The following is a 25,678-nucleotide window of genomic DNA, read 5'->3' on the forward strand; positions in this document are numbered from 1 at the left end:
TCTCTCCTGGTTAGCGCGGCAGCGGGGCGAGCTGAATGCACGCGTCGTGGTGGGCGGTGACAATACGAATTTGCGTTTCGTCACGGCTCACCTGCGGCAGGGTGCTTGCGTCAAAACTGACGGTGTCTCCCGCCCAGACGGCGCTGATCAGCAGATGTTCTCCGACCGGAAGCGCGCGACGCAGCAGCGGCACGGCGGCAGGTACGGCGAACAGCAGATTGCTGTTCGGTGGCGTGAATACCACCTCGCCGCTGCGCGGCTGCGGGCTCAGGCAGTAAATCGTTGATAGCTCACCGTTGTTGCTGAGCTGGCTTTCTCTGACGTCGCAGTGCTGCTCCGGTAGCGGACGGCCCGGCAGGCTGAAACCGCTTTCGACGCTCTCCAGTTCACGCGCCGTTTGCAGGCGATGTACACGGATTTGCCAGTCGCCGACGGCCAGTAACCAGCTGTCGACGGTGACGTCCTGCCAGGGATCCCAGCGGCTGTAGATTTGGTTTTCACCGACCACCACCTGCTGGCATTCGCGGCGGCCGCGCCAGTAGTTGTCGTGTTCGCAGAGCAGCAGCATGGAGTCCGGTGAGGCATGCGGCAGGCCGTAGCGCCCACGCTCAACGGTAAAACCAAAGCGCGTGGAATAGGCAAATTTGCAGTATTTCGCCTCAGTATTGACGAAGTTATTCCGCTCAAGCTGTCCGGAAGTCAGCATCCACAGATGATTGCGCTGATGCACCAGGACCTGTGCGGCGTGGGGAATAGTATGTGGTGTATTCTGCGCCGGCAGAGGCAGTTCTTCCGCCTGCCAGAAGGCATCGTCTTCGCCAAGGGCCAGCACCAGCGCCGTTTTTAGGCCCCAGTAGGGAGAACCAGGCGCGTTGTAGTCTTCCGCCATCACTAAATTCGGGTAGCTGTAACCAACGCTCAGCACGCCATCGCGGTCGAATGGCTGCTGGCGCATCCACCAGCGCAGGTGGCGCAGCACAATACCTTTCACCACGCCCGGAGAAAAGACCTCCAGCCCGGCCCAGGCTGCGGCGCTCCAGAACGCGGCCTGAGCGAAACGATAGGTGAGGCTGCGGCCAAACGGGATAGCGGCACCGTCGTCGGCAAAGAAGTGGATAAAGTCAGCGGCAAATACGGTAGCCCGCTGGCGCAGAGTTGCACAACGCACCGGGTCCGTTTTCGCCATCAGCCTGGTGTAGATCAGGCCGTAGAAATGGAAGCCCATCGAAATGTAGTAGTCGCGCGGTCGGTCGGGGCCATCGCTGTACCAGCCGTCACCCAGCCAGTAGCGCTCCATGGCGGCAAAGTGCTGTTCAATGGCGTCATGGTTCACCGGCATTCCACACTGCTGGAAACCCACCTGAACCAGAATGGGGAAGAAGTGCCAGTTGTTATCCGGGATAGCGGCGGTCTCGCTTTGCTTTAACCACTGCCAGAGCTGTGCTTTCTCCTGCTCGTTGAAGTGAGGCAGCAGGCTATCGTGAGCCAGCGCCAGCAGTAACCCGTAGACCGCCATCTCCACGACCCGCTGATCGCTGTTGCCAATTTCGCCCCAGTAATCGGCGTGCTCCGGGTTAACCCCGTTTTTAATCGCCTGAACATAAAACGCAAACTGCGCGGGTTTCTCACCGCCAGCCAGCAGCGGCGTGACGCCCCACAGCAGGCGCGAAAACGCCTCCATGCTGGCAATTCGCGGACCGTAGTGGGTGGTAAAATTCCCCAGGTCGACGCGGCTGGTGTCATTTTTAAAGAATGGCGTTACGGCATTCAGTATTTCATTCACCCACTCCGCGACATCGCTGCGCTGTTGCAGAGGGTTTGTAAAATCAATGTTTTCAGGTTGCACGAGGGTTCTCCCGTCAGACACGAGATCGGATTAAGGTATTGTTATTCAATATTTATTCTCACCCTGTGTGGGTGGCGTGACACAGCGTAGCCGCTTTTGTCATCAACGCTGAGTGAGCCTGTTCACAAAAATGAACCGTTATTTCATTTCGACTGGATTTTTTGTTCGTGCAGAGGGATAAATTACAAACCGTAGGCTAAAAGTTTAATTCTGTTGTCATGGTGAAACGATGGTAGAAGCGCAACAGCTGGAGAGGATCACTCTTGAACGTCAGACGATGTCTTTCAATCGCCTGCAGGGCTCCAGCGCCCGCTATTATCACTGGCATCAGTGTGTAGAGTTTCTTTATATCTCAACGGGATACGGTATTGTGGTGGTGGATAATCAGCACTACACCGCGCGCCCGGGAAGGCTGTTCATCTTCCCGCCGTTTCGTCTGCACAAGGTGCACGTCGATAACAGCGAGCATAACTACTACTGCCGCACCACGATGCATATTGAACAATCGGTGGTGGAAAGTACGCTGCAACACTTTCCCCGTTTTCAGACGCAGTTTTCACATCTGGCGGCGAGTCAGGCTCCCGCCCAGGCTTTTGATCTCAGCGAGCATGCGGCGTTTATGGAGACGGTGCTGGCGCGCTTTAATGCGCTCGACACCACGCGGCAATATCCGGCGGAAGAGGTGGCGTTTTTGATGATGCAGATGATGGCGCTGCTTCCGGCTCAGCCCGTGATGATGAAACCCCAGCAGCAGAGCGCTTCGGCGCGCATTATGCAGTGGGTGGAGAATCATTATGCGCAGAAATTTACGCTTGAGGAGCTGGCTCACGATGTGGGTTTTTCGCGTAGCTATACGTCGCGGATTTTTCGCCAGCAGACCGGCGGCAGTATTCATGAATATCTGCTCACCCGTCGGGTTAAGCGCAGCTGTGACCTGCTGCGCTCGACCTGCCTCAGCGTGGAGGAAATTGCCGAACAGGTCGGTTTTAGTGAAGTGACCTACTTCATTACCTGTTTCAGACGCCTGATGCAGCAAACCCCGCTGCAGTACCGAAAACGTTCGGCTGCAGCGCCTTAATTTCAGCCCGCTTTTACCGCTTTCCCTTTCAGTAGTTTTCGTACCCACAGACGATTTGGGTTGAGTGCCGCCAGCGTTTCGCCGTCGAGTGGGATCGGCTCGTCGCTCATCTGTGCCGCCAGAATCTCTGCCGTTAGCGGTGCTGAGCACAGGCCACGCGAGCCAAGTCCGCCAAGGATGAACAAATGGGCATAAACCGGCGCAAGCGGGGCATTGGCCTGGTCGTCACGCAAACTGGCATATTCAGCCAGGGTGGCATCGTAATCCGCGACGTTACCGACCAACGGCAGATGATCTCGGGTCGCGCAACGCACGCCGCAGCGGGCTTCGTTTGCGCTGACGTCCACTTCCAGAGGCCAGCTTTCATCCGGGAAGCAGTCGATGAGCCGCTGGCGGTTATTGCGCTGATCTTCCGCGCTAAAACGCATTGCCGTATTGCCACGGTGATAGCTCGCCCCGATGCAGTGCTGTTGGTTATCTGGATTTTGTGGTGTCAGGTAGCCGTCGTAGCACAGGACCTGGCGCAGTTTTGCGAGCGCTGGCGTCGTGGGAATATGGCTTACCTGTCCGCCAACGGCGGAAACTGGCAGCATACTGGTCTGGCTGAACTGATTGATTCGGTAGCCGTTCGCCAGCACCACGGCGGCGTGAGGGCGGTTGGTGCCGTCGCGCATTGTCAGCTGCCAGCCGTCCTGCTGCTGAACCAGGGCATCAACCTTGGCATTCCACACCGTTTTCAGACCCAGCGTTTCGCCATGGGCAATGACGTTGCGGGTGAGCTGCGCCGGGCACAGCCAGCCGCCAAGCGGATACTGAATGCCGCCGCAGTGGCTGGTGACGCCCGTGGCTGTCTGAACGTGCTCCTGAGGTAGCGCCTGCGCTATCTCCGGCGGTAGCCCCAGAGCCAGCATCTGGTCGATTTTGTGCTGGCTTTTTTCATCCCAGCCAAGCTGCGTGACCCCGCACCAGTCGTGCTCAAAGGTGACCGGCAACGTGTCGTACAGGCGGCGCGCAAAGGTGAATGCCAGCGGGAAGAAGCGGGTCAGCGCCGGATCGTGAGCGTTTAGCAGCGGGTAAAGCGCACCCTGGCGATTGCCGGAAGCCCCTTCAGCCGGTTTGTCGTCGGCACAGTACAGGGTGACCTGCCAGCCCCGGCGCAGCAGTGAGAGCGAGAGCAGGGCGCTCGCGATCCCGCCGCCGACGAGAGCCACTTCACGTTTGTCTGAACCCAGACGGGCAAACCACGGCGTACGCGGTGGGTAGCTCAGCGTTTGTGCCATCTCGCCGGTCAGCATTTCGCGCTTGCGGCCAAAACCTTTGCACTTTTGCATAGTGAACCCGGCTTCCTGCAGGCCACGGCGGACAAAGCCGGCGGAGGTAAAGGTGGCAAGCGTTCCCCCGGGTCTTGCCAGGCGCGCCATGGCAGCAAACAGATTCGGCGTCCACATATCCGGGTTTTTTGCCGGTGCAAAACCATCGAGGAACCACGCATCCACGCTCTGGTTGAGTGAATCGTCGAGGGTATCCGTCAGTTCATTGATATCACCGAACCATAAATCCAGCGTGACCCGTCCTTCATCGAGCAGCAGGCGGTGACAGCCCGCCACCGGCAGTGGCCACTGGGTTTGCAACTCAGCCGCCATTTCTGCAAGTTCCGGCCAGTGCTGATGCGCGAGGCGCAAATCCTCTGCCCTGAGCGGGAATTTCTCAAAACTGATGAAATGTAATCTTTGTAGCGTAGCCTGAGGATGCGTCGCGCGGAATGCCGTAAACGCCTGCCATAACGTCAGGAAATTCAACCCAGTACCAAAACCACTTTCTGCAACCACAAACAGGCTGCGGGGATGCTCGGGAAAGCGTTCAGCAATTTTATTACCACCGAGGAAAACATAGCGCGTCTCTTCAAGTCCGTTATCATTAGAGAAGTAGACGTCATCAAAATCTCGGGAAACAGGTGTACCCTCAGTGTTGAACTCGAGGTTGGCAGGTTGTATGGCGTTATGTTTCACGTAAGTTACTCGTATGACGGGGAGTATGACGATCTTAACGATATGGGCGAGCCGGAGCAAATTTCGACAGAAAATGGCTGATCGGACTTGTTCGGCGTACAACTGTACGCTATCTTGCGACTCGAAACTTAAAATAGTGCGACTTACAGAGGTATTGAATGAAACGTGCAGTGATTACTGGCCTGGGCATTGTTTCCAGCATCGGTAATAACCAGCAGGAAGTCCTGGCATCTCTGCGTGAAGGACGCTCCGGGATCACTTTCTCTGAAGAGTTCAAAGATTCAGGTATGCGTAGCCACGTATGGGGTAACGTCAAACTGGACACCACCGGTCTCATCGACCGCAAAGTGGTCCGTTTCATGAACGATGCCTCTATCTATGCGTATCTCTCCATGCAGCAGGCGGTTGAAGACGCTGGCCTGAAAGCAGAAGATTATCAGAACAACCCGCGCGTAGGCCTGATTGCTGGCTCCGGTGGTTCTTCTAAAGCTCAGGTATTCGGTGCTGACGCTATGCGCAGTCCGCGTGGCCTGAAAGCGGTGGGTCCTTACGTTGTGACCAAGGCGATGGGTTCTGCGGTTTCCGCGTGCCTCGCCACTCCGTTCAAAATCCACGGCGTAAACTACTCCATCAGTTCTGCCTGTGCCACTTCCGCGCACTGTATCGGTAACGCGGTAGAGCAGATTCAGCTGGGCAAACAGGACATCGTGTTTGCTGGTGGCGGTGAAGAGCTGGGCTGGGAAATGGCCTGTGAGTTCGACGCGATGGGCGCGCTCTCTACCAAATACAACGAGACTCCGTCTCAGGCTTCCCGTACCTATGATGCGCACCGCGACGGTTTCGTTATCGCTGGCGGCGGCGGTATGGTCGTAGTTGAAGAGCTGGAGCATGCGCTGGCACGTGGTGCGCACATCTACGCTGAAATCGTGGGCTACGGTGCCACTTCCGACGGTGCTGACATGGTCGCTCCGTCAGGTGAAGGCGCAGTGCGCTGCATGCGAATGGCGATGCACGGCGTTGACACCCCGATCGACTACCTGAACTCCCACGGTACTTCTACTCCGGTAGGCGACGTGAAAGAGCTGGGTGCTATCTGTGAAGTATTCGGTGACAACAGCCCGGCAATTTCCGCGACCAAAGCGATGACCGGTCACTCTCTGGGTGCCGCAGGCGTTCAGGAAGCTATCTACTCTCTGCTGATGCTGGAGCACGGCTTTATTGCGCCGAGCATCAACATCGAAGAGATGGACGAGCAGGCTGCGGGTCTGAACATCGTGACCAAACCGACCGAACAAACGCTGAAGACCGTTATGTCGAACAGCTTTGGCTTTGGCGGCACCAACGCCACGCTGGTGATGCGTAAGCTTTAAGCCTAAGATAACAGATAGTCCAGGGAGCCGAATGGCTCCCTTTTTTTGCTTCTGGTTATATTTTTCTCCTATGAATCAAGACGCTACAACGGTTTCACGTACTCGCTCTAATGCTGATTTGTTCCGCATCGCGTTCGCGGTATTTCTGACCTACATGACGGTCGGTTTACCCTTGCCGGTTATTCCATTGTTTGTGCACCAGGAGCTGGGCTACGGCAACACCATGGTTGGTATCGCCGTGGGCGTACAGTTTCTGGCGACCGTGTTAACTCGTGGCTACGCCGGGCGGCTCGCCGACCAGTTTGGTGCTAAACGCTCGGCGCTGCAGGGCATGCTGGCCTGCGGGCTGGCGGGAGCGGCATGGCTGCTGGCTGCGGTGCTTCCTGTCTCGCCGATGGCGAAGTTCGCGCTGCTGATTGTGGGCCGTTTAATCCTCGGCTTTGGCGAAAGTCAGCTGCTTACCGGAACGCTCACCTGGGGGATGGGGCTGGTTGGCCCTGCGCGTTCCGGCAAGGTGATGTCGTGGAATGGGATGGCTATCTACGGCGCGCTGGCGGTGGGCGCACCGCTGGGTCTGCTGATTAACAGCCATTTCGGTTTTGCCGCACTGGCGATAACCAGCATGGCGCTGCCGCTGCTTGCCTGGGCGTTCAACGGTACGGTACGTAAGGTCCCGGCGCATGCCGGTGAGCGCCCGTCGCTGTGGAGCGTGGTGGGGCTTATCTGGAAACCGGGAATTGGGCTTGCGCTGCAGGGCGTTGGCTTTGCGGTGATCGGCACCTTTGTTTCCCTTTACTTCGCCAGCAACGGCTGGGCAATGGCGGGCTTTACCCTCAGCGCGTTCGGTGGAGCCTTTGTGCTGATGCGCATTCTGTTTGGCTGGATGCCGGACCGCTTCGGCGGTGTGAAGGTAGCGACGGTCTCGCTGCTGGTGGAAACTGCCGGTCTGCTGCTGCTGTGGCAGGCGCCGACCGCCTGGGTAGCGCTCGCCGGTGCGGCGTTGACCGGGGCCGGATGTTCACTGATTTTCCCGGCGCTCGGCGTTGAGGTGGTGAAGCGGGTGCCGCCGCAGGTACGTGGCACGGCGCTCGGGGGATACGCGGCGTTTCAGGATATCTCATACGGTGTGACGGGGCCGCTTGCCGGGCTGCTCGCGACCTCGTTTGGTTATCCGTCGGTATTCCTCGCAGGGGCTGTCTCGGCGCTGTTTGGTATCGTCGTGACGTTACTGGCGCTGCGCCGCGCTTAAAGCACAATCCACAATAGCGCCATGACTACGATAATGGCGATAAGCATCAGTCCCGGGCGCGCTGACAGTGATTTAATGGTCTCGACCACGGGCGCGAACGGGCTAAAGATCGGCTGGATATTGCGGATCTCCAGCGTCTCCTGAGAACGCTCAACGCGTTTAAGGAAGATCTGGTTAAGCAGATCCTGCACCTGAGCGACGGATAACGTCATTTGCGGCGTAACGTTCCAGTTTTGCTGGGCGTAATCCTGAACCGCGTGCCACTCCTTCGGCTCCAGAGGCTGTTTTAAGGCAGCCTGCAGGGTATGCAGCGTGGGGGCCGGCTGCGTGGTTAAGGTCTGGCGTGCCTGAAGCCAGGTCACCAGATGCGAGAAATGCTTCGCCGGGATCAGTTCACCGGTCTTCACCCCTGACAGTTCCAGCATCGATTGCCAGATACTTTTGCTGGTTTCGCCAGTCGCGGCGGCGAGCTTTGTTACCAACTGATTCAGGGTATTGTGCTCGGCGGGCAGCAGCGGGCGGTCGGTGGCCGGGCGCTGTTGGGGTTGCGGAATAGAGAGTTCGCCGCGTTGTAACAGCTGCAGCACGCTTTTAAGCTGCTCGGGCGAAAGCTGGCTCAGGGCTGTCTGTCCAAACTGATGACGAATATAGTCGCTGACCGCCTGGCGGTTGTTGCCCAGGTTTAAGAGCGATGTCAGTTGCAGCATCGTTTGTCGGTTGCTGTGGTTCTGTTCGGCCGTACTCAGACGCTGGTTCAGATTCTGCTCGGCGGCGGGAAAATGCCGCGACAGCAGCGGCGTATCGCGCGCCAGACCCAGATCATGCTTCATCCCCGCCCAGACTTCCGCGTTCTGCTGCGAGGTCAGCGCTATCAGGCGAGTAATAATTCGCTCAAGCACCGTACGTTGCTGCGTGGAAAGGGGTTGTTCTCCAGCCGTTGTGGAAGTTGAAAGACCTTCCCCCGGAGGACGAGCGGACATACCTGAAATAGGTTGCGTCATGATAAATCCTTAACATCAGTACGGTGACCACCAGCTGCGTGTATGCCTGGCGGCGAGATTATGGCACACTTCCGGGGTTAACTCTCGTTCTCAGACAGGTACTGTACGGTGAAAATCCTTGTTGATGAAAATATGCCTTATGCCCGCGAACTTTTCAGTCGCCTGGGTGAGGTAAAGGCCGTAGCGGGTCGTCCGCTGCCGATGGAAGCGCTGGATGATGCAGACGCGCTGATGGTGCGTTCGGTCACGAAGGTCAATGCCTCACTGCTCGAAGGCAAAGGCGTGAAGTTTGTCGGCACCGCAACGGCGGGCACGGACCACGTGGATGAAGCCTGGCTGCAGCAGGCCGGAATTGGCTTCTCTGCAGCACCTGGCTGCAATGCTATCGCCGTGGTGGAATATGTTTTCTCTTCGCTGCTGATGCTGGCAGAGCGCGATGGCTTTGCCCTTGCGGATCGCACCGTGGGTATCGTTGGCGTGGGCAACGTGGGCGGGCGTTTACAAAAACGTCTGGAAGCGCTGGGTATTAAAACCCTGCTCTGCGATCCACCTCGTGCCGATAACGGGGAGGAGGGGAATTTTCTGCCGCTCGACACGCTGGTTGAACAGGCTGATATTCTGACTTTCCATACCCCGCTGTTTAAAGATGGCCCGTACAAAACCCTGCATCTGGCAGATGATGCACTGCTTCGTCGCCTGAAGCCTGGCACTATTCTGATTAATGCCTGCCGTGGCCCGGTAGTGGATAACGCCGCGCTGCTGGCGCGTCTGCAGGCTGGACAGGCGCTGAGCGTGGTGCTTGATGTCTGGGAGCCGGAACCGAACCTCAGCGTCGAGCTGCTGGCTCGCGTGGATATTGGTACTTCCCACATTGCCGGGTATACGCTCGAAGGGAAAGCGCGCGGCACCACTCAGGTGTTTGAAGCCTATAGTGAATTTATTGGCAACCCACAGCAGGTTGCCCTCGATTCGCTGCTGCCGGCGGCGGAGTTTGGCAAGATTACGCTGCATGGTCCCCTCTGTCAGGCAACGCTAAAAAGACTCATTCATTTGGTGTATGATGTGCGCCGCGACGACGCGCCGCTGCGAAAAGTCGCGGGGATCCCGGGAGAATTCGACAAACTGCGCAAAAACTACCAGGAACGTCGTGAATGGTCGTCGTTAAACGTCGTCTGTGACGATAAAGCAGCAGCGGAGCTGTTGCTGAAACTGGGGTTTAACGCCGTACATCAACCCGCCCGTTAATGTCTTCTTAATACTGTCCCGTCAATATTCTGGCGGGGCGGTCAGTTAATTTCTGGAGTAAACCACCATGTCTGAAGGCTGGAATATTGCCATTTTGGGTGCCACTGGCGCCGTCGGTGAAGCCCTGCTTGAAACTCTTGCTGAGCGTCAGTTCCCGGTGGGTGAGATCTTTGCCCTTGCGCGCGCAGAAAGCGCCGGAGAGCACCTGCGCTTTGCGGGTAAATCGGTGAGAGTGCAGGATGCCGCCGAGTTTGACTGGACGCAGGCCCAGATGGCGTTCTTCGTGGCTGGCGCTCAGGCGAGCGCCGATTATGTTGAAGAAGCCACCAACTCAGGCTGCCTGGTGATTGACACCAGCGGGCTGTTTGCGCTTGAACCGGATGTACCTCTGGTTGTTCCGGAAGTGAATCCCTTCGTGCTGGCGGACTACCGCAACCGCAATCTGATTGCCGTACCGGACAGCCTCACCAGCCAGCTGCTTACCGCGCTGAAGCCGCTGATTGATGACGGTGGTCTGTCACGCATTGCGGTCACCAGCCTGCTGTCGGCTTCTGCGCACGGTAAGAAAGCGGTTGATGCCCTGGCAGGGCAGAGTGCCAAACTGCTGAACGGTATCCCGATTGATGAAGACGATTTCTTCGGCCGCCAACTGGCGTTCAATATGCTACCGCTTCTGCCTGATGCCGAAGGCAACGTGCGTGAAGAGCGTCGTATCGTCGATCAGGTACGCAAGATTCTCCAGGACGATGGCCTGATGATCTCCGCCAACTGTGTGCAGTCTCCAGTATTCTACGGCCACGCGCAGATGGTCAGTTTTGAAGCCATGCGTCCGCTGGCGGCAGAAGAAGCGCGTGATGCGTTTGCTCGCGGTGAAGACATTGCCCTCAGTGAAGCCAGTGACTTCCCGACCCAGGTTGGCGACGCGTCCGGTACTGCGCAGCTCTCTATCGGCTGTGTGCGTAACGATTACGGCATGCCGGAACAGATTCAGTTCTGGTCAGTTGCCGATAACGTACGCTTTGGCGGTGCGCTGATGGCGGTCAAAATCGCCGAGAAGCTGGTTCAGGAGTATATGTACTGATGTTGGAAGTGGCAGAGCAACCGACGTATCGCATTGCCCTTGGCATTGAATACGACGGCAGCAAATACTACGGCTGGCAGCGACAGAACGAAGTCCGCAGCGTGCAGGAAAAGCTCGAGAAAGCGCTGTCTCAGGTAGCGAATGAGCCTGTCACGGTGTTTTGCGCGGGGCGGACTGATTCCGGTGTGCACGGCACTGGTCAGGTGGTGCATTTCGATACCCATGCCTTACGTAAAGACGCGGCCTGGACGCTTGGGGTGAATGCGAATTTGCCCGGCGATATTGCTGTCCGTTGGGTTAAAACGGTGGGCGAAGATTTTCACGCTCGTTTTAGCGCTACGGCTCGCCGTTATCGCTATGTCATCTACAATCATCGTCTGCGCCCGGCAGTATTAAGCCAGGGCGTTACGCATTACCACCAGCCGCTGGATGCGGGACGTATGCAACGTGCCGCCCAGTGTCTGATTGGCGAGAACGATTTTACCTCGTTTCGTGCGGTCCAGTGCCAGTCGCGCACTCCGTGGCGCAACGTGATGCACATTAACGTCGAACGTTTCGGTGCATATGTGGTGGTGGATATCAAAGCCAACGCTTTTGTTCATCATATGGTCAGGAATATCGTAGGCAGCCTGATGGAAGTGGGCGCCGGAAACCAGCCAGAGAGCTGGATTGCAGAGCTGTTAGCAGCGAAGGACAGAACGCTTGCAGCAGCAACGGCAAAAGCGGAAGGGCTGTATCTGGTCGCGGTGGATTACCCCGATCGTTTCGACCTGCCGAAGACGCCGATGGGCCCGCTATTCCTGGCGGACTAATCGAGGATAAAAAGGCTAAGCAACTATGGATCTGATTCGCTTTCTGATTGATTTTATTCTGCATATTGACGTACATCTGGCTGAACTGGTCGCGGACTATGGCGTATGGGTTTATGCCATCCTGTTCTTGATCCTGTTCTGTGAAACAGGCCTGGTGGTAACGCCATTCCTGCCAGGCGATTCACTGCTGTTTGTCGCCGGTGCGCTGTCGGCGTTACCGACTAACGATCTGAATGTTCATCTGATGGTGGTGCTGATGATCATCGCCGCGATTGTCGGAGATGCGGTGAACTACACCATTGGTCGCGTGTTCGGGGAACGGTTATTCAGTAACCCGGATTCCAAAATTTTCCGTCGCAGCTATCTGGATAAAACGCACGCCTTCTACGAAAGACATGGTGGTAAAACCATCATTCTGGCGCGTTTTGTGCCGATCGTCAGAACCTTTGCGCCGTTTGTGGCAGGGATGGGGCACATGTCCTATCGTCATTTTGCTGCCTACAACGTGATCGGCGCGCTGCTGTGGGTGCTGCTCTTTACCTACGCGGGCTACCTGTTCGGCGATCTGCCGATCGTGCAGGAAAACCTGAAGCTGCTCATCGTGGCAATCATCGTGCTTTCCGTCCTGCCGGGGGTAGTAGAAATCATCCGCCATAAACGTGCAGCGGCAAAGCTTGGAAAAAAGGTGGAATGACCACTTTTTTATCCCATGTCGGTTGCTGTTATGATTTAATGTGCAACATTTCATGGTCTGTAAGGGGCAAAACTGGCATTATTCGCCCCTTACGGCAAAACTGGCATCGACCAGGTTCAGGCAGAAAGGTTATCAATGAGCTGGATTGAACGAATTAAAAGCAACATAACCCCGACCCGCAAGGCGAGCATTCCTGAAGGGGTATGGACCAAGTGTGACAGCTGCGGTCAGGTACTGTATCGCGCCGAACTGGAGCGTAACCTCGAGGTTTGCCCGAAGTGCGATCACCACATGCGAATGACAGCGCGTAATCGCCTGCATAGCCTGCTGGATGAAGGTTCCCTGGTGGAATTAGGCAGCGAGCTTGAGCCAAAAGATCTGCTGAAGTTTCGTGATTCCAAGAAATATAAGGACCGCCTTGCTTCCGCGCAGAAAGAAACCGGTGAGAAAGACGCACTGGTGGTAATGAAAGGGACTCTGCACGGTATGCCGGTTGTTGGCGCGGCGTTTGAGTTTTCCTTTATGGGCGGTTCTATGGGCTCTGTGGTCGGTGCGCGTTTTGTCCGTGCCGTTGAGCAGGCGCTGGAAGATAACTGCCCGCTGATCTGCTTCTCCGCCTCTGGCGGTGCGCGTATGCAGGAAGCGTTAATGTCACTGATGCAGATGGCGAAAACCTCTGCTGCGCTGGCAAAAATGCAGGAACGCGGTCTGCCGTACATCTCCGTACTGACTGACCCGACCATGGGCGGTGTTTCAGCAAGCTTCGCTATGCTTGGCGATCTGAACATCGCTGAACCGAAAGCGCTGATCGGCTTTGCTGGCCCACGCGTAATCGAACAGACGGTTCGCGAAAAACTGCCGCCGGGCTTCCAGCGCAGTGAGTTCCTGATCGAAAAAGGGGCTATCGATATGATCGTCCGTCGCCCGGAGATGCGCCTGAAGCTTGCAAGCATCCTGGCGAAGATGATGAATCTCCCGTCTCCGAGTCCGGATGCACCGCGCGAAGGCGAGGTGGTTCCGCCGGAACCGGATCAGGAACCTGGGGCCTGATAATGCAAAGGGCAGGGCCAGACGGCGCTGCCCTTTTTGCTTTTGTACGCCTTTGCGTATTCACCGTTAACTATCGCGGGCATCATGGAAAAACAATCTATTCCTCAGGCCACGTCGCCGCTGGCCACGTGGCTTTCTTATCTGGAAAATCTGCACAGTAAAACCATCGATCTCGGGCTCGAGCGCGTTAGCGAAGTCGGCGCGCGTCTGGATGTGCTGAAGCCAGCGCCGTTCGTCTTCACCGTGGCGGGGACCAACGGAAAAGGGACGACTTGCCGGACGCTGGAGTCGGTGCTGATGGCGGCAGGCTATAAAGTGGGTGTCTATAGCTCACCGCACCTGGTGCGCTACACCGAACGTGTACGCGTGCAAAACCAGGAGCTGGCGGAGTCTGCCCATACGGCTTCTTTTGCCGAGATTGAAGCGGCGCGCGGTGATATTTCGCTCTCCTATTTTGAGTTTGGCACGCTGTCGGCGCTGTGGCTGTTTAAACAAGCTCAGCTCGATGTGGTTATCCTTGAAGTGGGTCTGGGTGGTCGTCTTGATGCCACCAATATGGTCGACGCGGACGTCGCGGTAGTAACCAGCATTGCGCTTGACCACACCGACTGGCTGGGGCCGGATCGCGAAAGCATTGGCCGTGAGAAAGCCGGCGTTTTTCGTGGCGGCAAACCGGCGGTGGTTGGCGAGCCAGAGATGCCCGTATCCATTGCGGCCGTGGCAAAAGAGAAGGGCGCGAAGCTGCTGCAGCGCGATGTGGACTGGCGCTATCGCGTCGGGGAGCAGAGCTGGAGCTTCACCGATGCAGACGGCGAATTGCTGGATTTGCCATTGCCGCAGGTACCGCAGCCGAACGCCGCGACGGCACTGGCCGCACTGCGCGCCAGTGGTCTTGCCGTGAGCGAGCAGGCGATTCGTGAGGGTATCGCCGGAGCTATCCTTCCCGGTCGTTTTCAGATTGTCAGCGAATCGCCGCGTCTTATCCTCGACGTGGCGCATAACCCGCATGCGGCGGCTTATCTCGCCGGGCGTTTGAATTTGTTACCAAAAACCGGGCGCGTACTGGCGGTCATTGGTATGCTTCATGATAAAGATATTGCCGGTACGTTAGCGCACCTGACGCCGGTGGTAGATAGCTGGTACTGTGCACCGCTGGAAGGGCCACGCGGGGCGACAGCGGAACAACTACTGGAACATTTGCCTCAGGGCGCAGTCTATGCCAGTGTGGCGATGGCCTGGCGTGCAGCAATGGCTGACGCCAGACCGGAAGATACGGTGCTGGTGTGTGGCTCATTCCACACGGTAGCGCATGTAATGGAAGAGATGGACGTGGGGAGATCCGGTGGCGAGTAAGTTTCAGAACCGTCTGGTGGGGACAATTGTGCTGGTTGCGCTCGGGGTTATCGTGCTGCCAGGGCTGTTGGACGGCCAGAAAAAACACTATCAGGATGAGTTTGCGGCGATCCCGCTGGTACCGAAACCTGGCGATCGCGATGAACCGGATATGCTGCCTGCAACGCAGGCTTTGCCCGCACAGCCGCCAGAAGGGGCTGCGGAAGAAGTGAGAGCGGGCGATGCCGCGGCACCGTCGCTCGATCCCGGCCGTCTGGCGACGAACGGCAATAGCGATATCGATGAAATACCGGAGCCGGTAGCACCACCGAAGGCAAAACCTGTCGATAAGCCGGTCGAAAAACCGCAGCCGAAACCGCAGCGTGACAAAGTCAGCGAACAGCTGGCGGCCGCAACGGAAACCGCACCGCCGGTGGCTCCAGTGAAGCCGACGGTCGAAGACAAGTCTGCACCAACGGGCAAAGCCTATGTGGTGCAGTTAGGCGCACTGAAAAATGCCGATAAGGTCAATGAGATAGTGGGCAAACTTCGTGGTGCGGGCTTTAAGGCATACACGTCGCCTTCGACGCCGGTTCAGGGTAAAATTACCCGAATTCTGGTCGGGCCGGATGCCTCGAAAGATAAGCTGAAAGGGTCGCTTGGCGAGCTGAAACAGCTGTCGGGGCTGAGCGGAGTGGTGATGGGATATACGCCAAATTAACCCTCCGTAACGGTGACGAACTGAATGGCGTTGAACATTTTTTCAGCGCCATTTTTATTTGAGCGCGGGAAGGAAATCCCTACGCAAACGTTTTCTTTTTCTGTTATTATGCGCCCCGAACTGGATGACAGGGCGTAAAATCGTGGGACACATATGGTCTGGATTGATTACGCCATCATCGCGGTAATTGGTTTTTCCTGTCTGGTAAGCCTTATCCGCGGCTTTGTACGTGAAGCGTTATCGCTGGTAACATGGGGATGTGCTTTCTTTGTTGCCAGTCATTACTACACTTACCTGTCTGTCTGGTTTACGGGCTTTGAAGACGAACTGGTACGAAACGGGATTGCTATCGCGGTGCTGTTCATCGCGACGCTCATCGTTGGCGCTATCGTGAATTTCGTGATAGGTCAGCTGGTGGAGAAAACGGGACTGTCGGGGACCGACAGGGTGCTGGGAGTCTGTTTTGGTGCGCTGCGTGGGGTTTTGATTGTCGCCGCCATACTGTTCTTCCTGGATACTTTTACCGGGTTCTCAAAAAGCGATGACTGGCAGAAGTCACAGCTCATCCCGCAGTTCAGCGTCGTTATCAGAATGTTTTTTGACTATCTGCAAAGCTCGTCAAGTTTCTTGCCCAGAACGTAACGACGTTCTGAGATGTGGCTTAACGAGGAAAATGACGTATGTGCGGTATTGTCGGTATCGCCGGTGTTATGCCGGTCAACCAGTCGATTTATGACGCGTTAACGGTGCTTCAGCATCGTGGTCAGGATGCCGCAGGCATCATTACTATCGACGCAAACAACTGCTTCCGTTTGCGTAAAGCCAATGGTCTGGTGAGCGATGTTTTTGAGGCTCGCCACATGCAGCGCCTGCAGGGCAACATGGGGATCGGTCACGTTCGCTACCCTACTGCAGGCAGCTCCAGCGCTTCGGAAGCTCAGCCCTTCTACGTCAACTCGCCTTTTGGCATCACCCTTGCTCATAACGGCAACCTGACCAACGCGCACGAACTGCGTCAAAAGCTGTTCGAAGAAAAGCGCCGCCACATCAATACGACTTCTGATTCTGAAATCCTGCTCAATATCTTCGCCAGCGAGCTGGATAACTTCCGCCATTATCCGCTGGAAGCAGACAACATTTTTGCCGCTATTGCCGCCACCAACCGCCAGATCCGCGGGGCATACGCCTGCGTCGCGATGATTATCGGCCACGGTATGGTCGCCTTCCGCGATCCGAACGGCATTCGTCCGCTGGTGCTCGGTAAGCGTGACATTGGCGATGGCCGTACCGAATACATGGTGGCCTCCGAAAGCGTGGCGCTGGATACGCTGGGATTTGAGTTTCTGCGTGATGTGGCACCGGGTGAGGCGATTTACATTACCGAGAAAGGCCAGCTGTTTACCCGCCAGTGTGCGGAAAACCCGGTCAGCAACCCGTGCCTGTTTGAGTATGTTTATTTCTCACGTCCAGACTCTTTTATCGATAAAATCTCGGTGTACAGCGCTCGCGTGAATATGGGCACTAAGCTCGGTGAAAAAATTGCCCGCGAATGGGAAGATCTGGATATCGACGTGGTGATCCCGATCCCGGAAACGTCCTGCGATATTGCGCTGGAGATTGCCCGTATTCTCGATAAACCGTACCGCCAGGGTTTCGTGAAAAACCGCTACGTTGGCCGTACCTTCATCATGCCGGGACAGCAGCTGCGCCGTAAGTCAGTGCGCCGTAAGCTGAACGCCAATCGCGCAGAGTTCCGCGATAAAAACGTCCTGCTGGTGGATGATTCCATCGTGCGCGGCACCACCTCTGAGCAAATCATCGAGATGGCTCGCGAAGCCGGGGCGAAGAAGGTTTACCTGGCGTCGGCAGCGCCGGAGATTCGCTTCCCTAACGTCTACGGTATCGATATGCCGACCGCCACTGAGCTTATCGCGCATGGTCGTGAAGTGGATGAGATTCGCCAGATAATCGGTGCTGATGGCCTGATTTTCCAGGATCTTAACGATCTTATCGACGCGGTACGCGCTGAGAACCCGGACATTCAGCAGTTTGAGTGCTCGGTGTTTAACGGTATCTACGTCACCAAAGACGTCGATCAGCAATACCTCGACTATCTCGATTCTCTGCGCAATGACGATGCGAAAGCGATGCTGCTGCAGAACGAAGTCGAAAGCCTGGAAATGCACAACGAAGGGTAATTCTTGCGAAGCCCGCCTCTCCGGCGGGCTTAATCTTTCACTTAGTCTTTCACTACCCCAAAACGAATCGCGTATTTCTGCACTTTGTACTGCAAGGTGGTGCGTGAGATATTCAGACTTCTGGCCGCTGCCGCAATATTCCCCTGAAAACTATCCAGCGCGGACTCTATCAGCCCTTTTTCAAACTGCGCGACCCGTTGCTCAAGCGAACCATGAAACGCTTCGGTGGAGGCGGCAGAGGGGAGCGGTGCCGGGGAAGCGTGGCTTTGCAGGTCGAGGCCTTCCTCCTCAAAAATGATTTTCGCCAGCATACCGTCCTGCTCCTGCATGATCATGCTGCGCACGATAGCATTTTCCAGCATTCGGACGTTGCCAGGCCAGTCGTGGGACATCAGCGTTAACCGGGCACTTTCGCTCAGGCCAAAGATATCCTGAGCCACGTCATTGCGGTATTTATCGATGAAGTAGTTGGCCAGCAGGGGAATATCTTCCGGGCGCTTGCTCAAGGGCGGCAGGGTCAGCATCCCGACGCTCAGGCGATAGAACAGGTCTGCGCGCATTTTCCCCTGATTAATCAGCTCCACCGGAGCTTCGTTTAGCGCGGCGATAATCCGCACATCGGAGCGCTGCTGCTGTTGCCCGCCGAGCTTCCAGAACGTTTTATCCTGCAGGAAGCGCAGCAGCTTGCTTTGCATCTCAAGCGGCATGGCGTTCAGTTCGTCGAGGAACAAGGTGCCACCGTGGGCAAGCTCCAGATACCCCTGGCTGTTTTCCGCACCGGTATAGGCGCCGCGCACGGTACCAAAAAGGGTGCTTTCGATGAGCGTTGGCGGCAGTGCGCCGCAGTTCAGCGCGATGAAAGGTTTATCCGCGCGGGTGCTGTACTGGTGGATAAGCCGTGAAAAGAGCTCTTTGCCGGTGCCGGTTTCACCGACAATCATCACCGGGATCTGGCTCGTTGCCAGTCGTTTTCCCTTCTCGATACACTCCAGCATGAGCGGGCTTTCAGTGATAATCGCGGGGTGTTTATCACGATCGGTGGCATAAAGCAGGCGATTAAGTTCGACCACCTGCTCCTGCAGGCGCCTGACGCCGGACATATCGCGGCCAATTTCGATAACGCCAAGCATGTCGCCGCTACTCGAGTAGAGCGGTGCGGTGGTGTGCTGGTAGTCCACCGCCTGGCCTTTGGCGTTGTGGTAGATCTGGTAGTGGCCGATGTACTCCACGCCGCTTTTGAGCGATGAGAGCATGGTGCTTTGTGTCTCTTTCATTGCCGGGTAAACGTCCAGCATGTGTTTACCCAGCGCCTGTTCAATGCTGTACCCGTCGAGCTCCGCACTTTCCTGGTTGTAGTAAATATATTCCCCACGCGAGTTGATTACCGCCAGCGGCTGGTGAATCAAATCAAAAAAACGCGAAAACATCCGCAGCGCGTTATGCAGTTCGCTTTCCCTGGTCATACCGAATGCCTTTTTCTAATATCGATAACTTGATTTTATGGTGACGAAATTTCGTCACTGTGATGAAAATCTCACTTATCGACGAAAAAATAAAAAATATATTTTTGTTATGTTTTTGAATTAATTGCTTTTTATATCTGGCATGCGGCTTGCAAAACCATTTGCAGAGAAAGGTTACTCCATCCTGTAAACCATTAAGCAGAGGGATTTATGTCAGATACCATAACCACAAACTATAACCAACTGCGCCAGCAGCTTGCCGATGATCGCCGTTTTCAGTTCCGCGATGAACATTTATGCTTTGAAGGCGTGGACCTGGACGCGCTGGCGCGCAAATATCCCACCCCGTTCTTTGTTTTTTCCGAACCAGAAATCGTACGTAACATCCGCGAAATTGAGCAGGCATTCGCCGCTCATGCCAATACTAAAACGTTTTTCGCCTCGAAAACCTGTTCCGTGATGGGGGTGCTGGCCGCCATTCGCGATGCCGGGATCTGCGCTGAAGCTAACTCACAGTTCGAAGTTCGCAAGTGTCTTGAGATTGGGTTTAGCGGTGACCAGATAGTATTTAACGGTGTAGTGAAGAAACCCGCTGACCTTGAGTACGCCATTGATAACGAGCTGTACCTCATCAACGTCGATAGCCTGTACGAGCTTGACCACATCGACCGAATTTCCCGCAAACTCAAAAAAGTCGCCAACGTCTGCGTTCGCGTAGAGCCAAATGTGCCATCTGCCACCCACGCCGAGCTGGTGACAGCGTTCCATGCGAAATCAGGGCTTGATCTTGAGCAGGCGGAAGAGACCTGCCGGCGGATCCTCGAGATGCCGTATGTGCATCTTCGTGGTTTACATATGCACGTGGGCGATCAGGTGCCTGAAGCAGAGCCGTTTGCCAAAGCGACTAAAGTGCTGGTTGATGAATCCCGCCGCCTGGAAGAGGTGCTGGGGATCAAGTTTGATCTGATCAACGTCGGCGGCGGTATTCCGGTGCCGTACAAATATGATGAGAAAAATGGCGACCCGCTGAAAGACAACATGTACGCCGGGATCACCGCGCAGGACTTTGCCGATGCGGTGATCGGTGAAGTGCACAAATGGCGCACCGACGTGCAGATCTGCATTGAACCGGGGCGCAAAGTCACCGGGTCTGCGGCGGTACTGCTGACCGAAGTGGCCTGCGAAAAACGCAAAACCAATTACGACGTCAACGGTAATGTTGAATGCCACGTGGAGTGGAAGTTTGTCGACGCGGGCTACAGCGTGCTGTCGGATAGCCAGCACTTCGACTGGTTCTTCTACGTTTATAACGCCTCACGTATCAGCGCTGCCCACGACGAGTACATCAAGCTTGCCGGTCCTCTGTGTGACGGCGGTGACTACTTCCATATGGGGGTGAAGGGCGAAGAGTTTTTACTGCCGCAGAGCACCGCACCTGGCGATATCGTCGCGTTTCTCGATGCCGGGGCTTACTCCATTGAAAGCCAGACCGTCTACAACAACCGCCCGCGTACGGCGGTGGTGATGATTGATAACGCGGGCAACGATCGTCTGATCCGCCGTGAAGATACTTATCAGGACATGGTCGGTTACGACATCTACTAATAAAAAACGGGGGCAGTGATGCCCCCAATATGAAAACAGGAGAGAGCCATGAGCAATAATCAATCTGGCTTGCTTGGCATTAAAGACATCGTCTTTATGAATGTCATTGCGATTCTGAGTTTGCGGCAAATCCCCAACGTGGCGCCTTATGGTGCATCTGCCATGTTGCTGTGGGTTATTGCCGCGTTTTGTCTGTTTTTCCCTCTCGCGATGGTGTGTGGCGAGTTATCAACGGGATGGCCGAAGGACGGTGGTATTTTTGTCTGGATCAAAGAGGCGTTTGGTAAACGTATTGCCTGGATAGTGGTGGTCTGTTTTCTTTTTTCCTGCGTACTGTTTTTCCCTTTGATGCTGCAATTCGGCTTTACCGCGCTGGGCTATATGATTGGCGGCGGTCTTGCGGAGAATAAAGCCTTTATCGGCATTGGGTCTGCCGCGATATTCTGGCTACTGACGCTGATGAACATTCGTGGTCTGGAGTGGACCAAAATTATTAACGGCGTCAGCGCCTGGTGCGGCGTCTTTATCCCTTCTGCCATTCTTATTCTGCTGGCCATTGTCTGGCTGTTGACCGGGCATAAAATGCAAACCGACTACACGACCGCCAGCAACTGGGTACCCGATCTCAGCCACTGGGACACGGTGGTGTTCCTCTCCAGTATGATGTTTGCCTTCGCCGGCCTTGAAGTGGCGCCGATGATTGCCGGTCGTACCCGTAACCCGCAGCGCGACTTTCCGCGGGCGATGGCGGTGTCGGCGGCGGTGATCGTTGGTATCTACATGGTTGGCACCTGGGCTCTGAACACGTTGCTGCCTGCCGGACAGACCGACATCGTGGCCGGGGTTATGCAGGCCATGCACGCCGCAGCGGATACTCTGCACATGCCGTGGCTTATTCCGGTAATGGCAATTTGCATGTTCTTTGGCGCGCTGGGGCAAATTAACTCCTGGCTGGTTGGCCCGATCTACATGCTGCAGGAGGCCTCAAGAGAAGATAATTTGCTGGGCGACCGTATTGCCCGCCTGCATCCGGTCTATAAAACGCCGGTGTTTGCGCTGGTAGTACAGGCGATTATCGTGACCATACTGTGCTTCTCCACCTTTATCTCGCCAAGCGTAGCTGCCGCCTACTGGATGCTGACTGCGCTCACCACAATTACCTATTTTATTCCTTATCTGGTGATGTTCCCGGCCTTCTGGCGACTGCGTGTTATCCAACCTGATACGCCAAGAAGTTTTAAAATTCCGGGTAAAGTACTGCCAGCGATATTGCCTGCGCTGGGCTTCCTCTCTATCGCGTTCGCCGTATTCCTGCTGTTCATTCCACCTTCACAAATTGATATGGGCGGATATTTCCAGTACGCCGGGAAAATCATCGGCGGGGCGCTGCTGGCGGTCATTCTGGCCGAATGGATTTTTCACCGTGCGCAAAAACGTAATGCGCGCCTCGGCATGGCTGGAGGTAAATAACCATGTATATGCCCGTTCTGGAAATTAACCTACGCAAGTTGCAGGACAACGCGCGTATTGAAAAAGCGCTGCTGGAGAACAGCGGCATTGAAGTGATGGCGGTTAACAAAGTCTTCGATGGCTGCGTGGAAACCGCGCAGGCGGTATTCGACGGAGGCATTGAGGTCATTGCGGAATCCCGTACCTATAACCTGAAAAAGATAAAAGCGATTGGCTGTACCACCTGCTTACTGCGAAGCCCCTGCCTGAGCGAGATTGAAGAGGTGGTGCGCTATGCCGACATCAGCCTCAACAGTGAGCCCGCCGTGCTGCGCGCGCTATCGACGGAAGCACAACGGCAGGGAAAAACGCATCAGGTGTTACTGATGGTTGATATGGGCGATTTGCGTGAGGGTATCTGGTACAGCGAGTATGACCGTCTGCTGTCGGTGGTGAAGCTGATTGATGAGCTGCCCGGGCTTGCGCTGTACGGTCTTGGCACCAACTTCAACTGCTACGGTACGGTGCTGCCGACGGTGAAAAATGGTGATGATTTCCGCGATATTGCGCGCCGCATCGAGCAGGAGAGCGGGGTGCGTATTCCTCGCCTGTCGGCCGGTAACTGCACCAGCTACCATCTGCTGGATAAAGGTATCTGGCCGCAGGGGCTGAATCATCTGCGGATCGGCGGCTTGCACGAATTTGGCATCGAATACGTGGAGATGAAGTACCTCGATGAATTCCATCACTCGCAAAAGCCTGTGGAAAAAGCCTGTTCAGATATGTACGTGCTGGAGGCGGAAATCATCGAACTCAACAGTAAGCCAACGGTGCCGGTAGGGGAGCTTGGGGTCGATGCCTTCCTGCAGAGCAAAACGTTCACCGACAACGGCGTTCGCCGCCGGGCGCTGTTGGCCTTTGGCCGCCAGGATGTGCCGGCGGAAAACTGCGTTCCTTGTGACGACAGCATCAGCGTGCTCGGACAAACCAGCGATCACACGCTGGTGGATATTGAAGACTGCCAGCAGTTGCTGAAACCGGGCGACGTTGTGCGCTTTGAGCTGGACTATACCGGGCTGCTGATGGCCTGTCAGACCAAAGGCGTGGCGATGCGCTTTATTCGTTAACACAGCACCCGCCTTCACGGGCGGGTATTTACTGAGTTGAATATAAGACAGGGAGTAACGATGAGCACCCTGCAGGAGATTTCCCCCGTGGAACACGGGACCGGACTACAACGCAATCTTAAAAAACGCCATCTGCTGATGATGTCGCTCGGTGGCACTATCGGCACGGGATTATTCATCGGTATTGCTGAACCCCTTTATTCCGTAGGGCCACTCGGAACGCTGCTGGCCTATCTGTTCGCCGGGGGCATTATGCTTGCCACCATGATGTGTCTGGGGGAGCTGTCCTGCGCGTTTCCACATTCCGGCTCTTTCCAGCATTACGCGCTGCTGTTTTTACCGCATCCGTTGTGGAGTTATACCATCGGCTGGCTTTACTGGCTGAGCTGGGTATTCTCGCTCGCCGCCGACCTTACCGCCGCCGGATTCATTGCCCACCACTTTTTCCCTGACGTGCCTGTTTATCTTTTCTGTCTGTTGATACTGCTGGCGCTAACCGCCGTTAATCTGTGCTCGGCGAGAAGTTTTGGCGAGTGCGAGTACTGGCTCTCGGCGATTAAAGTCTTTGCTATCGTGCTGTTTATCGCCGTTGGCGGGGTGATGATTTTCACGCTGATGGGCAAGACTGGCTGGCAGCCAACGCTTAAAACTGAAACCGGGTGGTTCCCGCACGGCGGCTGGCAGATCCTGGTTTGTATGACCATCGTGATTTACTCGTTCCAGGGGGCTGAACTGGTGGGTAACGCGGCGGGAGAAACCGAGGCACCACACAAAGTCCTGCCAAAGGTGATTAAGGGCATCGGCGTGCGGATAATTCTTTTCTACGGGCTGGCGGTGGGCGTGCTGGCACTGGTCTACCCCTGGCAAATACGGCCTGACGGCAGCAGCCCGTTTGTCTGGGTGCTGAAGAACGCCGGAATACCTGGCGCGCAGCTTCTTATGACGCTGGTGATTTTTTCTGCTGCCATTTCGGCGGCCAACTCCGCAATCTATGCCAGCTCGCGCATGCTGTGGTCGATGGCAGGAGACGGTTTTGCCCCGAAGCGTTTCGGAAATGTGAATCAGAACGGTGTGCCGGTCGCCGCGATCCTCGCCACCGGGCTGCTGGCGCTGGTGTCGTTGCTTACTCGCTACATCCCTGCTCAGCAGTTTTATCTTTATCTGATTGCCAGTACCGGGCAGGTGGGTTGTCTCGCGTGGATAACCATCGGCTGGTGTCAGTATCGTTTTCGCCGTGCCGTGGCGCGGGGAGACTATTCAGCATCGCTTATCCGCTATCGTTCACCGTTGTTTCCGTGGCTGGCATGGCTGGTGATTGTCAGCAATATCGCTATTATCTTTGGTACCTGGTTTAGTGAACAGGGGGTCATCATCATGCTGGTGGAACTGCTGCTAATGCTGATAGTGGTTGCCTCCTGGTTTTTCTGCCATCCGGCGAAAGGTGAGGGCTGAAGGTTGCAACTCGGGCGCGGTTCCGGCAGAGTTTGCGCAATGATTTTTGATGGACAACGGTATGAAACGACTCATTGTAGGCATCTCAGGCGCCAGCGGCGCGATTTACGGCGTGCGCCTTTTGCAGGTGCTGCGTGACGTTGCCGGGGTGGAAAGCCATTTAATCATGAGTCAGGCCGCCCGCCAGACCTTATCGCTTGAGACGGATTTCTCTCTGCGTGAAGTGCAGGCGCTGGCCGATGTGGTACATGATGCCCGCGATATCGCCGCCTGCGTCTCTTCCGGGTCATTCAAAACGGCGGGGATGGCGATCCTGCCGTGCTCGGTCAAAACGCTTTCCGGGATTGTCCACAGCTACACCGACGGCCTGCTAACCCGCGCGGCGGACGTGGTGCTGAAGGAGCGTCGTCCGCTGGTGCTCTGCGTGCGGGAAACGCCGCTGCACCTTGGACACCTGCGCCTGATGACCCAGGCGGCGGAAATCGGTGCCATTATCATGCCGCCCGTTCCGGCGTTTTATCATCGCCCGCAGTCGCTGGACGATGTGATTAACCAGACGGTCAACCGCGTGCTTGACCAGTTCGATATCGAATTACCCGCCGATCTTTTTACCCGCTGGCAGGGTGCCTGATAGCGCACTAAAGTAGTGCAATCTTTTTTGCTTCGCCCCGCCCTGGGGCGATTTTGCAACCCCGATCAAATCCTCGACATTTAATTTGTTTTTTTGCGGTTTGTCGCTGCGGTTTATCTGCCAATGCTGTTATCTTTCCTTTTAGAGACAATGTAGCAACTTTTTATTAACATATTTAACGTCGAACCTGCGCCTCCGCGTGAATATGGCATAAAACCTGCAAAGAATTGTCCGCAACACACAACAAGACATCTACTACATCACG

General features: G+C 55.9%; 21 protein-coding genes. 17 read left to right on the top strand and 4 right to left on the bottom strand.

What is annotated here, in order from left to right; genetic code table 11:
• Positions 1-10: 10 nt before the first annotated feature.
• Entirely contained in the window at positions 11-1,846 is a 1,836-nt protein-coding gene (locus C7387_RS01195; RefSeq protein ID WP_120815877.1) for a DUF2264 domain-containing protein, read from the bottom strand.
• A gap of 229 nt (positions 1,847-2,075) precedes the next feature.
• On the opposite strand from C7387_RS01195, the gene C7387_RS01200 reads away from it, so the two are divergent.
• Positions 2,076-2,924, top strand: a complete 849-nt coding sequence (locus C7387_RS01200) for an AraC family transcriptional regulator (protein ID WP_006821005.1) — start codon at positions 2,076-2,078, stop codon at positions 2,922-2,924.
• Positions 2,925-2,926: 2 nt separating this feature from the next.
• Here the strand turns inward: C7387_RS01200 and mnmC are convergent, their stop codons facing one another.
• Positions 2,927-4,933 carry a bifunctional tRNA (5-methylaminomethyl-2-thiouridine)(34)-methyltransferase MnmC2/FAD-dependent 5-carboxymethylaminomethyl-2-thiouridine(34) oxidoreductase MnmC1 gene (gene mnmC, locus C7387_RS01205; RefSeq protein ID WP_170155401.1) on the bottom strand — a complete coding sequence of 669 codons (2,007 nt, stop codon included), beginning with the start codon at positions 4,931-4,933 and terminating at the stop codon, positions 2,927-2,929.
• Between the two features lie 158 nt (positions 4,934-5,091).
• Between mnmC and fabB the strand changes: the two genes are divergently transcribed.
• Together fabB and C7387_RS01215 are read left to right on the top strand one after the other, a co-directional pair.
• Complete coding sequence (gene fabB, locus C7387_RS01210) at positions 5,092-6,303, top strand: beta-ketoacyl-ACP synthase I (protein ID WP_006821002.1); 1,212 nt, start codon at positions 5,092-5,094, stop codon at positions 6,301-6,303.
• Between the two features lie 70 nt (positions 6,304-6,373).
• Entirely contained in the window at positions 6,374-7,552 is a 1,179-nt protein-coding gene (locus C7387_RS01215; RefSeq protein ID WP_038256387.1) for an MFS transporter, read from the top strand.
• On the opposite strand, the gene flk is transcribed toward C7387_RS01215, so the two are convergent.
• Complete coding sequence (gene flk / locus C7387_RS01220; RefSeq protein WP_120815879.1) at positions 7,549-8,553, bottom strand: flagella biosynthesis regulator Flk; 1,005 nt, start codon at positions 8,551-8,553, stop codon at positions 7,549-7,551. The genes C7387_RS01215 and flk overlap by 4 nt on opposite strands.
• Before the next feature lie 108 nt (positions 8,554-8,661).
• On the opposite strand from flk, the gene pdxB reads away from it, so the two are divergent.
• From pdxB to purF, 9 genes are all read left to right on the top strand, one after another.
• The gene (pdxB, locus tag C7387_RS01225) at positions 8,662-9,798 is read left to right on the top strand and encodes a 4-phosphoerythronate dehydrogenase PdxB (RefSeq protein WP_006820999.1); all 1,137 of its coding nucleotides are present in this window, start codon (positions 8,662-8,664) and stop codon (positions 9,796-9,798) included.
• Positions 9,799-9,865: 67 nt separating this feature from the next.
• Positions 9,866-10,879, top strand: a complete 1,014-nt coding sequence (locus tag C7387_RS01230) for an aspartate-semialdehyde dehydrogenase (protein ID WP_006820998.1) — start codon at positions 9,866-9,868, stop codon at positions 10,877-10,879.
• Complete coding sequence (gene truA / locus C7387_RS01235) at positions 10,879-11,691, top strand: tRNA pseudouridine(38-40) synthase TruA (protein WP_006820997.1); 813 nt, start codon at positions 10,879-10,881, stop codon at positions 11,689-11,691. The genes C7387_RS01230 and truA overlap by 1 nt, the downstream gene beginning before the upstream one ends.
• A gap of 25 nt (positions 11,692-11,716) precedes the next feature.
• The gene (locus C7387_RS01240) at positions 11,717-12,385 is read left to right on the top strand and encodes a DedA family protein (protein WP_006820996.1); all 669 of its coding nucleotides are present in this window, start codon (positions 11,717-11,719) and stop codon (positions 12,383-12,385) included.
• 135 nt (positions 12,386-12,520) lie between these two features.
• A complete protein-coding gene (gene accD / locus C7387_RS01245; RefSeq protein ID WP_006820995.1) occupies positions 12,521-13,435 on the top strand; it encodes an acetyl-CoA carboxylase, carboxyltransferase subunit beta in 915 nt (304 codons plus the stop codon).
• An 84-nt stretch (positions 13,436-13,519) separates the two neighbouring features.
• Positions 13,520-14,788 carry a bifunctional tetrahydrofolate synthase/dihydrofolate synthase gene (folC, locus tag C7387_RS01250; RefSeq protein WP_038256389.1) on the top strand — a complete coding sequence of 423 codons (1,269 nt, stop codon included), beginning with the start codon at positions 13,520-13,522 and terminating at the stop codon, positions 14,786-14,788.
• Positions 14,778-15,488 carry a cell division protein DedD gene (gene dedD, locus C7387_RS01255; protein WP_006820993.1) on the top strand — a complete coding sequence of 237 codons (711 nt, stop codon included), beginning with the start codon at positions 14,778-14,780 and terminating at the stop codon, positions 15,486-15,488. Before folC ends, dedD begins: the two co-directional genes overlap by 11 nt.
• A gap of 153 nt (positions 15,489-15,641) precedes the next feature.
• The gene (gene cvpA, locus C7387_RS01260; RefSeq protein ID WP_006820992.1) at positions 15,642-16,130 is read left to right on the top strand and encodes a colicin V production protein; all 489 of its coding nucleotides are present in this window, start codon (positions 15,642-15,644) and stop codon (positions 16,128-16,130) included.
• A gap of 38 nt (positions 16,131-16,168) precedes the next feature.
• Positions 16,169-17,686 carry an amidophosphoribosyltransferase gene (gene purF, locus C7387_RS01265; RefSeq protein WP_006820991.1) on the top strand — a complete coding sequence of 506 codons (1,518 nt, stop codon included), beginning with the start codon at positions 16,169-16,171 and terminating at the stop codon, positions 17,684-17,686.
• 41 nt (positions 17,687-17,727) lie between these two features.
• On the opposite strand, the gene C7387_RS01270 is transcribed toward purF, so the two are convergent.
• A complete protein-coding gene (locus C7387_RS01270) occupies positions 17,728-19,149 on the bottom strand; it encodes a sigma-54 interaction domain-containing protein (protein ID WP_006820990.1) in 1,422 nt (473 codons plus the stop codon).
• A gap of 210 nt (positions 19,150-19,359) precedes the next feature.
• On the opposite strand from C7387_RS01270, the gene dokD reads away from it, so the two are divergent.
• From dokD to C7387_RS01295, 5 genes are all read left to right on the top strand, one after another.
• Positions 19,360-20,754 carry an ornithine/lysine decarboxylase DokD gene (dokD, locus tag C7387_RS01275; RefSeq protein ID WP_006820989.1) on the top strand — a complete coding sequence of 465 codons (1,395 nt, stop codon included), beginning with the start codon at positions 19,360-19,362 and terminating at the stop codon, positions 20,752-20,754.
• Positions 20,755-20,802: 48 nt separating this feature from the next.
• A complete protein-coding gene (locus C7387_RS01280) occupies positions 20,803-22,224 on the top strand; it encodes an APC family permease (RefSeq protein WP_006820988.1) in 1,422 nt (473 codons plus the stop codon).
• A gap of 2 nt (positions 22,225-22,226) precedes the next feature.
• Positions 22,227-23,330: an alanine/ornithine racemase family PLP-dependent enzyme gene (locus C7387_RS01285; protein ID WP_006820987.1), complete on the top strand. Its 1,104-nt coding sequence runs from the start codon at positions 22,227-22,229 to the stop codon at positions 23,328-23,330.
• Between the two features lie 60 nt (positions 23,331-23,390).
• A complete protein-coding gene (locus tag C7387_RS01290; RefSeq protein ID WP_120815880.1) occupies positions 23,391-24,782 on the top strand; it encodes an amino acid permease in 1,392 nt (463 codons plus the stop codon).
• 61 nt (positions 24,783-24,843) lie between these two features.
• On the top strand, positions 24,844-25,413 hold the full coding sequence (locus C7387_RS01295) for a UbiX family flavin prenyltransferase (RefSeq protein WP_038256391.1): 570 nt from the start codon (positions 24,844-24,846) through the stop codon (positions 25,411-25,413).
• Positions 25,414-25,678: the final 265 nt, after the last annotated feature.

Origin of the sequence: Yokenella regensburgei, assembly GCF_003634235.1 — a bacterium.
GTDB classification, from domain to species: Bacteria; Pseudomonadota; Gammaproteobacteria; order Enterobacterales; family Enterobacteriaceae; genus Yokenella; species Yokenella regensburgei.